This is a genomic window from Agromyces sp. NPDC060279, assembly GCF_042726785.1.
Classification (GTDB): domain Bacteria; phylum Actinomycetota; class Actinomycetes; order Actinomycetales; family Microbacteriaceae; genus Agromyces.
Window position 1 is genome coordinate 1 of record NZ_JBHXBK010000010.1, and the last position, 12,353, is coordinate 12,353.

Consider the following 12,353-nt stretch of genomic DNA (forward strand, 5'->3'; position numbering starts at 1 on the left):
CTCGGTGGTCGCCGTATCGCTGTTCGCCCTGTCGTGGCGCCGGGAGACGAACCGCGACCGCATCGGCCTCGTGCTGATCCTCGCCGTCGGAGCCACCGTCACCGCGTACTCGGTGCTCGACGGCATCGGCGTGCGCGCGGCCGGGTCACCGTTGGGCTACGCCGCGTGGCTCTTCCTGCTGCAGGGCACCCTGATCCCCGTCCTGTGCCTCGTGCTCGCCGCCGATCGTCGCGGGTTCGCCCGTGCGCTCCGGCGACGCGCCGTGCTCGGATCGCTCGGCGGTGCGATCTCGCTCGCCGCCTACACCGTCGTGCTCTGGGCTCAATCGCAGGCGCCGCTCGCGGTGGTCTCCGCCGTCCGGGAGACCGGTGTGCTCGCCGCGGCGGTCATCGGGTACCTCGTCTTCCGGGAGCCGCTGCGCGCGTGGCGGATCGCCGCGACGCTCGCCGCCGTCGCCGGCATCGTGGCGATCCGGGTCGGCGTGTGAACCGCGATCCCCTCCTCCGGGCCGCCACCACGGCAGCTATAGCCAATCGGGCATGGCAGTGCAGCAAGAGAGTATTTGTCGGCATCCCTGGTCCTTCCTAGCCTGAGGCCATGCCAGCTCAGACGACGTCGCTGCCGACGCCCCCGGCCCCCGAGGCGGGGCCAGCACCGCGCACGATCCGCAACTTCATCGGCGGCGCCGCGGTCGACGGAGTCGCCGGCTTCGACAAGTTCGACCCGGTCGACGGCAGCCGCATCGCGGTCGTGCACGAGGCCGGCGCCGAGCAGGTCGACCGCGCGGTCGCCGCCGCGCGCGCCGCGCTCGACGGCCCGTGGGGGCGGATGTCGGTCGCCGAGCGCGCGCGCATCCTCCGTCGCGTCGCCGACGTCATCGACCGCCGCGCCGAGGAGCTCGTCGCCGCCGAGGTGGGCGACACCGGGAAGCCGGAGACGCTCGCCCGCGAGCTCGACGTCGCCCGGGCCGCCGCGAACTTCCGCTCCTTCGCCGACACCGTCTCGGCGGCGGGGCTCGACTCGTACCTCACCGAGCTGCCCGACGGCCGCAGCGCCCTGAACTACGCGGTGCGCAAGCCCCTCGGCGTCGTCGCCGTGATCGTGCCGTGGAACCTGCCGCTGCTGCTGCTCACCTGGAAGCTCGCGCCCGCCCTCGCGACCGGCAACACCGTCGTCGTGAAGCCCTCGGAGGAGACGCCGTCCTCGGCCACGCTGCTCGCCGAGATCCTCGTCGAGGCGGGCGTCCCCGCCGGGGTCGTGAACGTCGTGCACGGCTTCGGCGCCGGCTCGGCGGGCGAGGCGCTGACGCGGCATCCCGGCATCGACGGCGTGACCTTCACCGGCGAGTCCTCGACGGGCTCGGCGATCATGCGGGCCGTCGCCCCGCGGGTTCGCCCCGTCTCCTTCGAGCTCGGCGGCAAGAACGCGGCCGTCGTCTTCGCCGACGCCGACCTCGACCACGCGATCGCGGGCCTCGCCCGCTCCACCTACCTGAACACCGGCCAGGTCTGCCTCTGCACCGAGCGCATCTACGTCCAGCGCGCCGTGTTCGACGACGTGGCCGCGGGCCTCGCCGAGCAGTCCCGCCGGCTGCGGCTCGGCCGCCCCGAGGACCCGGCGACGACGACCGGGCCGCTCATCTCGCAGGCGCACCGCGAGAAGGTGCGCTCCTACTTCGAGCTCGCGCTCGAGGAGGGCGCGACGGTGCTCGCGGGCGGCGGTGTCCCGACGCTCGGCGCGGAGCTCGACGGCGGCGCGTGGATCGAGCCGACCCTCTGGACCGGACTCGACAACTCGCACCGCACGGTGCGTGAGGAGATCTTCGGACCGGCGGCGGCGCTCATCCCCTTCGACACCGAGGAGGAGGCGATCGCGCTCGCGAACGACACCGACTACGGTCTCGCCGCCGTCACCTGGACGAGCGACCTCGCCCGCGGTCACCGGGTCGCCCAGCGCATGCGGGTCGGCATGTCCTGGGTGAACACCTGGTACCTGCGCGACCTCCGGAGCCCCTTCGGCGGCGTCGGCCTCTCCGGCATCGGCCGCGAGGGCGGCCACCACTCGCTCGAGTTCTACACCGAGCCGACGAACGTGTGCGTGCAGCTGTGAGCGCCACGGACGAGGCGATCCGCGCGGCCGACGCCCGGCTGCGCGAGGCGGCCGCGTCGCGCACGGCGTGCGCGCCCGTGCGCGAGCTCATCGGCGCGGAGGACCAGGATGCCGCGTACGCCGTGCAGTCCCTCGGCATCGAGCGGCGGATCGCGGAGGGCCAGCGCCTCGTCGGCCGCAAGATCGGTCTGACCTCGCCGGCCGTGCAGGCCCAGTTCGGCGTGCACTCCCCCGACTACGGCGTGCTGCTCGACGACATGGTCGTCGCCGACCGCGAGCCGATGCCGCTCGACCGCTTCCTGCAGCCGCGGGTCGAGGCCGAGGTCGCCTTCGTGCTCGGCCGGGACCTCGATTCCCCCACGACGCACGTCGCCGACGTGCTGCGGGCCACCGAGTTCGTGCTGCCCGCGATCGAGGTCGTCGACTCGCGCATCGCCGACTGGAGCATCCGCATCGCCGACACCATCGCCGACAACGCCTCGAGCGGGGCGGTCGTGCTCGGCACCGTGCCGCGCAAGCTCGACGGGCTCGACCTCGCGGCGATGGGCATGCGGCTCGACACCGACGGCGACCCCGTCTCGACGGGCGCGGGCAGCGCCTGCCTCGGGAGCCCGGTGATCGCCGTGGCCTGGCTCGCGCGGGCGGTCGCCCGGCACGGCCGGCCGCTGCGCGCGGGCGAGATCGTGCTGTCCGGCGCGCTCGGCCCCATGGTCGCCGCGACCCCGGGCGTCTTCCACGCCCGCCTCGACGGGCTCGGCGAGGTGCGCGCCGACTTCCTCGCACCGCTCGACGAGACGGAGGCGGCGGCATGAGCACGGATCGCACCGGGACCGGCGGCACCGTCGGCATCGCCATCATCGGCTCCGGCAACATCGGCACCGACCTCATGATCAAGGTGAAGCGCCTGTCCACCGAGCTGCACGTCGCGGCGATGGCGGGCATCGACCCCGACTCCGACGGCCTCGCCAGGGCGCGGCGGCTCGGCGTCGCGACCACCCACGAGGGCGTCGACGGCCTCGTGGCCCTGCCCGAGTTCGCCGACGTCGCGCTCGTCTTCGACGCGACCTCCGCCGGCGCGCACGTGCGCAACGACGCGGTGGTCCGCTCGCACGGCCGGCTGATGGTCGACCTCACGCCGGCCGCCATCGGGCCGTACGTCGTGCCGGTCGTGAACCTCGAGGAGCAGCTCGCGGCGACGAACGTGAACCTCGTCACCTGCGGCGGCCAGGCGACCGTGCCGATGGTGGCCGCCGTCGCCCGGGTCGCGCCGGTCGCGTACGCCGAGATCGTGGCCTCGATCGCCTCGAAGTCGGCGGGCCCGGGCACGCGGGCCAACATCGACGAGTTCACCCAGACCACCGCGCGGGCGATCGAGCAGATCGGCGGCGCCGAGCGCGGCAAGGCGATCATCGTGCTGAACCCCGCGGAGCCGCCCCTGATGATGCGGGACACCGTCTACTGCCTCGTCGACGAGGCCGACGGCCCCCTCGACGAGGACGCCGTGCGCCGCTCGGTCGAGGACATGGTCGCGGCGGTCTCCGGCTACGTCGGCGGCTACCGGCTGAAGCAGCGGGTGCAGTTCGACGCGGTCGACGAGGCCTACGTGCCCGCACTCGACCGGCCCTTCCGCGGCACCCGCGTGACGATCCTCCTCGAGGTCGCCGGCGCCGGGCACTACCTGCCCGAGTACGCGGGCAACCTCGACATCATGACCTCGGCCGCCCTGCGCACCGCCGAGCGGCTCGTCGCGGAACGCCGCCGGGTCCAGCCGACGGAGGTGCCGGCATGACCGCCGACGCGCCCCGGGTCTACGTGCAGGACGTGACCCTCCGCGACGGCATGCACGCCGTCGCCCACCGCTACACCGTCGAGGAGGTGCGCACCATCGCCGCGGCCCTGGAGGCGGCCGGCGTCGACGCCATCGAGGTGGCCCACGGCGACGGCCTCGGCGGCTCGAGCGTCGCCTACGGGCAGGGCGCGCACACCGACTGGGACTGGATCGAAGCGGCCGCCTCGGTGCTCGAGCGGGCACGCCTCACGACGCTGATCCTGCCGGGCATCGGCACGATCGACGACCTCGCCCGCGCCCGCGACCTCGGCGTGCAGAGCGTGCGCGTCGCGACGCACTGCACCGAGGCCGACGTCGCCGCCCAGCACATCGGCTGGGCGCGCGAGCACGGCATGGACGTGTCCGGCTTCCTCATGATGAGCCACCTGAACGACCCGGCCGGGCTCGCCCGGCAGGCGAAGCTCATGGAGTCGTACGGCGCGCACTGCGTCTACGTCACCGACTCCGGCGGCCGGCTGACCATGCACGACGTGGCCGAGCGGATCGACGCGTACCGCGAGGTGCTCGAGCCGGGCACCGGCATCGGCATCCACGCGCACGAGAACCTCTCACTGAGCGTCGCCAACAGCGTGACCGCCGTCGAGCACGGCGCCACCCGCGTCGACGCGTCCCTCGCGGGCATGGGCGCGGGCGCCGGCAACACCCCGATCGAGGCGTTCGTCGCGGTCGCCGATCTCCTCGGCTGGCAGCACGGCTGCGAGCTCTTCGCCCTGCAGGACGCCGCCGAGGAGCTCGTGCGACCGCTGCAGCGGAGGCCCGTCCGCGTCGACCGGGAGACCCTCGCCCTCGGCTACGCCGGGGTGTACTCGAGCTTCCTGCTGCACGCCGAACGCGCGGCGGAGCGGCACGGCCTCGACCCCCGCGACATCCTCGTCGAGCTCGGCCGCCGGCGCATGGTGGGCGGCCAGGAGGACATGATCGTCGACGTCGCCCTCGACCTCGCCGCCGCGCGCGACGCCGCTGCCGTGGCCGGAGGCGCGGCATGACCGCCGCGTCCGCCTTCGCCGCGGCGCTCGACCAGGCGCAGCGCACCGTGTCGCCGATCTCGCAGCTCGCCGGCGATGCGCCCATCGGCCTCGACCGCGCCTACGCCACCCAGCACGCGCTCATCGCCCGCCGGCTCGGCCGCGGTGAGCGCCCCGTCGGCGTGAAGCTCGGCTTCACGAGCCGCGCGAAGGCCGTGCAGATGGGCGTCGACGACGTCATCATCGGCACCCTGACCGATGCGATGCGCATCGAGGACGGCGGGGTCTTCGACCCGAGCGGCGCGATCCACGCCAGGGTCGAGCCGGAGCTCGCGTTCCTGCTCGGCGCCGAATTGGATGCCTCGGCCGCGGGCGACCCGATGGCCGCCGTCGCCGGGGTCGCCCCGGCGCTCGAGCTCATCGACTCCCGCTTCCGCGACTTCCGCTTCAGCCTCGACGACGTCGTGGCCGACAACGCCTCGGCCGCGGGGTTCGTCATCGGCCCGTGGAGCTCGCCCGCCGCGCTCGGCGACGGCCTCGACAACCGCGCCGTGACGCTCGAGTTCGACGGCCGGCAGACCGCGATCGGCTCGACGGGCGCGATCCTCGGCGACCCCAGGCGGGCGCTCATCGCCGCCGCCCGGCTCGCCGCCGCGCACGGCTTCGCGCTGCGCGCCGGGACCGTGCTGCTCGCGGGCGCCGCGACCGCGGCCGTCCCGGTGCCCGCTCGGGGCCTCGTCGAGGCATCCGTCACCGGGCTCGGCCGAGTCTCGGTGCGCATCGGCACGACGACGCCCGCCGCGAAGGAGGAGACCGCATGACCGACGACGACCGGGGCATCCTGGCCGAGGGGCGCGCGGTGCCGCGCGGCCGCTTCCCGCACGCGCGGGTCGCCGGCGACTACGTGTTCGTCTCGGGCACCTCCAGCCGCCGCCCCGACAACTCGATCGCGGGCGCCGACGCCGACGAGTTCGGCGCGACGCGCCTCGACATCGCGGTGCAGACCCGCGCCGTGATCGAGAATCTCCGTGCGGTGCTCGCCGCAGCCGGCTGCGAGCTCTCCGACCTCGTGCAGGCGACGAGCTACCTCGTGGACATGAACGACTTCGCCGCGTACAACGCGGTGTGGGCCGAGTACTTCGACGAGCAGGGGCCCGCGCGCACCACCGTCGCGGTGCACGCCCTGCCGCACCCGCACCTGCGCCTCGAGATCCAGGGGATCGCGTTGCGTCCGACCACCGACCGAAGCACGACCGCCACTCTCGAGGAGGAGAAATGAGCACCATCCCACCCGTCATCGATTTCGCCGCGTGGATCACGGAGCACGAGCACCTGCTCCAGCCGCCGGTGAACAACAAGCAGGCCTGGGAACCGATGGGCGACTTCATCGTCCAGGTCGTCGGCGGCCCGAACCAGCGCACCGACTTCCACTTCGACCCCTACGAGGAGTGGTTCTACCAGTACCGCGGCAACATGCACGTGAACATCCAGACGGAGGACGGCCCCAAGCGGATCGACATCCGCGAGGGCGAGATGTGGCTGCTGCCCGGCAACGTCTTCCACTCGCCGCAGCGCCCCGAGCCCGGCTCGATCGGCATCGTCATCGAGCGCATCCGCGAGGAGGGCACGCTCGAGAAGTTCGCCTGGTTCTGCCCGAACTGCAACACGAAGGTGCACGAGGTGGAGCTGCAGGTGCGCGACATCGTCGAGGACCTGCCGCCCGTCTTCCGCGAGTTCTACGAGAGCGAGGAGGGGCGCACCTGCCCGCAGTGCGGCACGGTCCACCCCGGCAAGGGCTGACCCCGTTGGGCACGATCGACGTCCACACGCACTCCGTGCCGCGCTCCTGGCCCGACCTGCGCACGCAGGCCGGGCCGGGGGTCTGGCCGTCGCTGCGGGTCGACTCGGAGCGCGAGGCGATGATCCTGCTCGGGGACGTCGAGTTCCGTCGCGTGGGCGCCGAGGCCTGGGACGCCGAGACGAGGCTCGCCGACATGGACGCCGACGGCGTCGAGTTGCAGGTCGTCTCGCCGACGCCGGTCTTCTTCTCCTACGACAAGACCGGTGACCAGGCCGCGAAGGTCGCCCGCATCTTCAACGAGCTGACGCTGGAGATCTGCGCGCCCGGCGGGGGACGGCTGATCCCGTTCGCCCAGGTGCCGCTGCAGGACCCGGACGCCGCGTGCGCCGAGGCCGAGCGGGCGATGGCCTCGGGCCACGCGGGCGTCGAGATCGGCAACCACGTCGGCGACCGCGACCTCGACGACGCCGGCACCGTCACGTTCCTGCAGCACTGCGCGGAGCGGGGCATCCCCGTCTTCGTGCACCCGTGGGACATGCCGAGCTCGCCGCGGCTGGAGCGCTGGATGGCGCGCTGGCTCGCCGGCATGCCCGCCGAGACGCACCTGTCGATCATCGCGATGATCCTCGGCGGCGTGTTCGACCGGGTGCCGCCGTCGCTGCGGATCGCCTTCGCCCACGGTGGCGGCTCCTTCGCCTTCTGGCTCGGCCGCTTCGAGAACGCCTGGCAGCAGCGACCCGACCTCGTCGGGGTGAGCGAGCGGCCGCCGTCGGCCTACCTCGACCGCTTCAGCGTCGACTCCGTCGTGTTCGACCCGATCGCGCTGCGGCTGCTCGTCGACACGCTCGGCGCCGAGCGCGTCATGGTCGGCAGCGACTACCCGTACCCGCTCGGCGAACGGCCGGTCGGGGCGGTCGTCGATCGGGCCGACTTCCTCGACGAGGCGCAGAAGGCCGCCATCCGCCACGGCAACGCCCGGCGCTTCCTCGGCCGCTGAGCGGCGGCCGCGCCATCCATCCGTCCGCCCGTCCACCGACCCCGCACGTCCCACCGAGAGCTCCGGAGCAGCGCATGACCCTCGACACCCAGGCCCGCCAGCCGATCGACCGCAGCACCTGCTCGGCCCTCGACGCCGCCGACCCGCTCGCGCACTTCCGCGAGCGCTTCGTGCTGCCGGACGGGGTCGTCTACCTCGACGGCAACTCCCTCGGTGCGCTCCCCCGGGCGACGGCGTCCCACGTCGCCCGGGTGGTCACCGAGGAGTGGGGGCAGGGGCTCATCCGCAGCTGGAACGACGCGGGATGGTTCGAGAAGCCGCTCGTGCTCGGCGACCGGATCGCGCCGCTCATCGGCGGGGCGCCGGGCGAGGTGACGCTCGGCGACTCGACCTCGGCGAGCCTGTTCCAGGCCGTGGTCGCGGCGGCGCGGCTGCGGCCGGGCCGACGGGCGATCGTCGCCGAGCGCGGCAACTTCCCGACCGATCTCTACGTGCTCGAGTCGGTGCAGGAGCTGCTCAGCGGCGACGCGCCGTTCGAGCGGCGGTTGATCGCGGACGACGGGCCGAGCCTCGCCGAAGTGCTCGACGAGGACGTCGCGGTCGTCGTGCTCACGCACGTCGACTACCGCACGGGGCGGATGCACGACCTCGCCGAGGTGACCCGTCAGGTGCACGAGGCGGGCGCGGTCGTCGTCTGGGACCTCTGCCACTCGGTCGGCGCGGTGCCCGTCGCGCTGAACGCGGCCGGGGCGGACTTCGCGGTCGGCTGCACCTACAAGTACCTGAACGGCGGGCCCGGCTCGCCCTCCTTCATCTGGGTGGCCGCGCGGCACCAGGCCGAGGCGCGGCCCGCGCTGACCGGCTGGCACGGCCACGCCCGGCCCTTCGCCTTCGAGCTCGGCTACGCCCCGGCCGAGGGCATCGGCCGCTTCCGCGTCGGCACGCCGCAGCTGCTCGCGCTCGCGGGCCTCGAGGCGAGCCTGGAGCTCTGGGCCGAGGTCGACCTCGACGCGCTGCGGGAGAAGAGCCTGCGGCTCACCGAGCTGTTCATCTCGCTCGTCGACGCCCGGCTCGGCGCCTGGGACGTCGAGGTCGTCACGCCCAGGCAGTCCGCCCGGCGCGGCAGCCAGGTGTCGCTGCGGATCGGCGCGGCCAACGGCTACGCCGTGATGCAGGCGCTCATCCACGGCGGCGTGATCGGCGACTTCCGCGCCCCCGACCTCGTCCGCTTCGGCTTCGCGCCGCTGTACGTCTCGCACGCCGACGTCTGCGACGCGGTGGACGCCCTCGAGGAGGTGCTCGCGAGCGAGCGGTGGCGCGAGCCGCGCTTCGCCCGCCGGGGTCTCGTCACGTAGGCCGGGAGCGCAGGGCCCGGTTGTACACTCGGGGCTGATCCGTTCGACGCGGCGTACACCAGCACGTGCCCCCGCCCGTGCTCGCGCCGTCGACGGAGGAGCCCTCCGAGGAGCCGCCGTGAAGCCCACCGTGCAGACCCTGCTCGACCGCCCCGAGCTGACGCTCCGCCTGCTCACCCCCGCGGACGCGCTGCCCGACGGCGCGCTGGCCGCCCCGGTGACCTGGGCGCACAGCTCCGACCTCGTCGACCCCACCCCGTTCCTCGACGCCGGGCAGGTGCTGCTCACCACCGGCACCTGGCTCGGCGAGGAGGGCGAACCGCAGCCCGGCGGCGGCGCCGACGTCGGCGCCTACGTGACCCGGCTCCGCGACGCCGGCATCGCCGCGCTCGGCTTCGGCACGGAGGTCACCCGCGCCGGCACGCCCGCCGCCCTCGTCGAGGCGTGCCTGGACTCCGGGCTGCCGCTCTTCGAGGTGCCCTACCGCACCCCGTTCATCGCGATCGCGCGCACCGTCGCCGACCTCATCGCCGAGGACGCCTACGCCAGGCAGGCGTGGGCCCTGCAGGCGCAGCGCGCCATCTCGCTCGCCGCGCTCCGCCCCGACGGGCTCTCGGCGACGCTCGCCGAGCTCTCCAAGCGGCTCGGCGCCTGGGTCGGGCTCATCGACTCGACGGGCGGCCTCGACCGCGAGTTCCCGCTCGGCGGCCTCGGCCAGCCCGCCCTCGGCGAGGTCGTCGGTGAGGCGCGCACCATGCTGCGCCGCGGGCAGCGGGCGAGCCGCGCCGTCGAGGCGGGCGGCACGGTGGGCCGGCCGCAGCGGATGACGCTGCAGACCCTCGGCTCGGGCGGCGCCCTCCGCGGCGTGCTCGCGATCGGCGACTCGCCGGAACTCGACCAGGCCGGCCGCGAGGTCGTCACCTCGGTGATCGCGCTCGCCGGGCTCGCCCTCGAGCAGAACCGCGACCTCGACCGCGCCCGCGGGCACCTCCGCTCCGGCCTGCTGCGCTCGCTGCTCGCGGGCGACGTCGGCCTCGCCGCGGACGTCGCGGGCGAGATGTGGGGACCGCTGCCCGAGGCGCCCCTGCGGGTGCTCGTGACGAGCGCCCCGGAGGACGGCATCGACCGACTCGTCGAGCTCCTGGAGCTGCGCGTCGACGAGCGCGGCGGCCGGCTGTTCTTCGGCCGCGAGGCCGAGCACGTCGTCGTGCTCGCCGAGGAGCCCGACGCCGCGGAGCTCGCCGAGGAGCTCGCCGCCGAGTTCGAGCTCGCCGTCGGCGTCAGCGACCCGAGCTCGCTCGCCCAGCTCGCCGACGCCCACGAGGAGGCCGTGCGCGGCTACGAGCGCGCCCGAGAGGCGGGCTCGGGCGTCGCGTGGTTCGACGACATCAGCCGGCAGGGCGTGCTCGCCTTCCTCGCGCGCACCGACGCGAGGGCGGTGGCGCGGGCCACGCTCGCCCCGCTCACCGAGTACGACCGCGAGAACGGCAGCACCCTCGTCGCCACGACGCGGACCTGGCTCGAGCACGGCGGCCAGTTCGACGCCACCGCGCAGGCGCTCGGCGTGCACCGGCACACCGTGCGCAGCCGGGTCGGGCTCGCCGAGCGGCTGCTCGGCCGGGACCTCTCCGGCTTCCACGCGCGCGCCGACCTCTGGGCGGCGCTGCTCGCGGTCGAATAGAGGCGGCGGGGCCCGCGGCGCGGCCGCCGTGCGCGCGTCAGCCCGCGCGCTGCTCGGCGATCAGCCGGCGGTACCAGTCGAAGGAGTCCTTGCGGGTGCGCGCGCCGGTGTCGAGGTCGAGGTGTACGAGCCCGAAGCGCTGCGTGTAGCCGTCGGCCCACTCGAAGTTGTCGATGAGCGACCACACGTCGTAGCCGCGCACGTCCACCCCGGCCTCGATCGCCCGGTGCACCGCGCGCAGGTGCCCGTCGAGGTAGGCGATGCGCCCGGCATCCGCGACCCGGCCGCCGAGCACCTCGTCGGGGTAGGACGCCCCGTTCTCGGTGATCGCGAGGGGCGGCAGTGCGTCGCCGTAGGCGTCGCGCAGCCCGACGAGCAGCCGTTCGAGGGCCTCAGGTACGACGGGCCAGCCGAAGCCCGTGACCGGCACACCCGGGATCTCGACCGGTTCGAACGGCAGCCCGGCCTCGGCGAAGGGCGAGTCGGGTGCGGCCGCCGCCACCCGGGTCGGGTTGTAGAAGTTCACGCCGTAGAAGTCGAGCGGGGCCGAGACGAGCTCGAGGTCGCCGTCCTCGACGCCGGGGAACGACTCGAGGCCGAGCGGCGCGAGGTCGGGGTACCGGCCGAGCAACACCGGCTCGGCGAAGATGCGGTTGTAGACGGCGTCGAAGGCGCCGGCCGCGGCGAGGTCGCCCTCGGCTTCGGAGGCGGGCTCGACGAGGGTGTGGTTGTTCGTGATGCCGAGCTCGGCGCCGGGGCGCGCGGCGCGGATCGCCTGCATGGCGAGGCCGTGGCCGAGCAATTGGTGGTGCACGGTCGGCAGCGCGCCGAGCATGAGCGTGCGGCCCGGCGCGAGCTCGCCGAGGGCATAGCCTTGCAGGCTCGTCATGGCCGGTTCGTTCAGGGTGATCCAGCGGCCGACGCGGTCGCCGAGGGCGTCGACGACGAGCGCCGCATACTCGGCGAAGCGCGCCGCCGTGTCGCGGGCGAGCCATCCACCCTCGTCCTCGAGCGCCTGCGGCAGGTCCCAGTGGTACAGCGTGACGAGCGGGCTGATGCCGGCTGCGGCGAGCGCGTCGACGACGCGCGCGTAGTGGTCGAGGCCGGCCGGGTTCGCGGGGCCGCGGCCGTCGGCCTGGATGCGGGGCCAGGAGATCGAGAAGCGGTACTCGTCGACGCCGAGCTCGGCGAGGAGGGCCACGTCGTCGCGGAAGCGGCGGTAGCTGTCGGCGCTCGTGCTCGCGTCGCGGCCGTCGAGGATGCGGCCGGGTTCGGCGGCGAAGACGTCCCAGATGGAGGTGCCGCGGCCGTCGGCGTGCGGGGAGCCCTCGATCTGGAAGGCGGCGGTCGCGGCGCCCCAGCGGAATCCGGCCGGGAACGCCGGCATCCTCGTCGTCTCGGCCATCGGCATCCTCGCCCTCCGGGTCATCGGGGCCTCGTCGCCCCGAAGTGGGTCATCTGACCCACTCCCCCACCCTACGCACCCCACGCCAGGGTTGCCCGGCTCTCATGGAAGGCGTGCAAATCCGGTGGGTCCCGGGTTTGCCGGGCTTTACTAAAGTAGGGAAACAAACGGGGGCAAGGGCGGGAGCCTCC

At 74.1% G+C, this 12,353-nt stretch carries 12 protein-coding genes; 11 read left to right on the plus strand and 1 reads right to left on the minus strand.

Translation table 11 applies throughout. The features are described 5' to 3' along the window. The 11 genes from ACFWE1_RS17315 to ACFWE1_RS17365 all read left to right on the plus strand — a co-directional run. A partial coding sequence (locus ACFWE1_RS17315; protein WP_376934732.1) for an EamA family transporter occupies window positions 1-487 on the plus strand: 487 nt, incomplete at its 5' end. A 110-nt stretch (window positions 488-597) separates the two neighbouring features. Beyond that, a complete protein-coding gene (locus ACFWE1_RS17320) occupies window positions 598-2,109 on the plus strand; it encodes a 2-hydroxymuconic semialdehyde dehydrogenase (protein WP_376934733.1) in 1,512 nt (503 codons plus the stop codon). Further along, a complete protein-coding gene (locus ACFWE1_RS17325; protein WP_376934734.1) occupies window positions 2,106-2,921 on the plus strand; it encodes a 2-keto-4-pentenoate hydratase in 816 nt (271 codons plus the stop codon). Before ACFWE1_RS17320 ends, ACFWE1_RS17325 begins: the two co-directional genes overlap by 4 nt. Further along, window positions 2,918-3,898, plus strand: a complete 981-nt coding sequence (locus ACFWE1_RS17330; RefSeq protein WP_376934735.1) for an acetaldehyde dehydrogenase (acetylating) — start codon at window positions 2,918-2,920, stop codon at window positions 3,896-3,898. Before ACFWE1_RS17325 ends, ACFWE1_RS17330 begins: the two co-directional genes overlap by 4 nt. After that, window positions 3,895-4,944 carry a 4-hydroxy-2-oxovalerate aldolase gene (gene dmpG / locus ACFWE1_RS17335; RefSeq protein WP_376934736.1) on the plus strand — a complete coding sequence of 350 codons (1,050 nt, stop codon included), beginning with the start codon at window positions 3,895-3,897 and terminating at the stop codon, window positions 4,942-4,944. Before ACFWE1_RS17330 ends, dmpG begins: the two co-directional genes overlap by 4 nt. Then, window positions 4,941-5,744, plus strand: coding sequence for a 2-keto-4-pentenoate hydratase (locus tag ACFWE1_RS17340; protein WP_376934737.1), 804 nt, complete (start codon window positions 4,941-4,943; stop codon window positions 5,742-5,744). Before dmpG ends, ACFWE1_RS17340 begins: the two co-directional genes overlap by 4 nt. Then, window positions 5,741-6,202 (plus strand): RidA family protein, encoded by a 462-nt coding sequence (locus ACFWE1_RS17345; protein ID WP_243569381.1) that lies wholly within the window; start codon window positions 5,741-5,743, stop codon window positions 6,200-6,202. Before ACFWE1_RS17340 ends, ACFWE1_RS17345 begins: the two co-directional genes overlap by 4 nt. Next, entirely contained in the window at window positions 6,199-6,723 is a 525-nt protein-coding gene (locus ACFWE1_RS17350; RefSeq protein ID WP_376934738.1) for a 3-hydroxyanthranilate 3,4-dioxygenase, read from the plus strand. Before ACFWE1_RS17345 ends, ACFWE1_RS17350 begins: the two co-directional genes overlap by 4 nt. Window positions 6,724-6,728: 5 nt before the next feature. Continuing rightward, window positions 6,729-7,721: an amidohydrolase family protein gene (locus ACFWE1_RS17355; protein ID WP_376934739.1), complete on the plus strand. Its 993-nt coding sequence runs from the start codon at window positions 6,729-6,731 to the stop codon at window positions 7,719-7,721. A 74-nt stretch (window positions 7,722-7,795) separates the two neighbouring features. Further along, on the plus strand, window positions 7,796-9,076 hold the full coding sequence (kynU, locus tag ACFWE1_RS17360) for a kynureninase (RefSeq protein WP_376934740.1): 1,281 nt from the start codon (window positions 7,796-7,798) through the stop codon (window positions 9,074-9,076). 118 nt (window positions 9,077-9,194) lie between these two features. After that, complete coding sequence (locus ACFWE1_RS17365) at window positions 9,195-10,757, plus strand: PucR family transcriptional regulator (RefSeq protein WP_376934741.1); 1,563 nt, start codon at window positions 9,195-9,197, stop codon at window positions 10,755-10,757. A 37-nt stretch (window positions 10,758-10,794) separates the two neighbouring features. Here ACFWE1_RS17365 and ACFWE1_RS17370 read toward each other — a convergent pair whose 3' ends face one another. Beyond that, window positions 10,795-12,162 (minus strand): GH1 family beta-glucosidase, encoded by a 1,368-nt coding sequence (locus ACFWE1_RS17370; protein WP_376934742.1) that lies wholly within the window; start codon window positions 12,160-12,162, stop codon window positions 10,795-10,797. Window positions 12,163-12,353: the final 191 nt, after the last annotated feature.

What these genes read in the sequence shown, in the direction of transcription:
- ACFWE1_RS17330 (WP_376934735.1), top strand. Translation starts at nt 2,918, where the DNA reads ATGAGCACGGATCGCACCGGGACCGGCGGCACCGTCGGCATCGCCATC.
- kynU (WP_376934740.1), top strand. Translation starts at nt 7,796, where the DNA reads ATGACCCTCGACACCCAGGCCCGCCAGCCGATCGACCGCAGCACCTGC.
- ACFWE1_RS17320 (WP_376934733.1), top strand. Translation starts at nt 598, where the DNA reads ATGCCAGCTCAGACGACGTCGCTGCCGACGCCCCCGGCCCCCGAGGCG.
- ACFWE1_RS17370 (WP_376934742.1), bottom strand. Translation starts at nt 12,162, where the DNA reads ATGGCCGAGACGACGAGGATGCCGGCGTTCCCGGCCGGATTCCGCTGG.
- dmpG (WP_376934736.1), top strand. Translation starts at nt 3,895, where the DNA reads ATGACCGCCGACGCGCCCCGGGTCTACGTGCAGGACGTGACCCTCCGC.
- ACFWE1_RS17340 (WP_376934737.1), top strand. Translation starts at nt 4,941, where the DNA reads ATGACCGCCGCGTCCGCCTTCGCCGCGGCGCTCGACCAGGCGCAGCGC.
- ACFWE1_RS17350 (WP_376934738.1), top strand. Translation starts at nt 6,199, where the DNA reads ATGAGCACCATCCCACCCGTCATCGATTTCGCCGCGTGGATCACGGAG.
- ACFWE1_RS17345 (WP_243569381.1), top strand. Translation starts at nt 5,741, where the DNA reads ATGACCGACGACGACCGGGGCATCCTGGCCGAGGGGCGCGCGGTGCCG.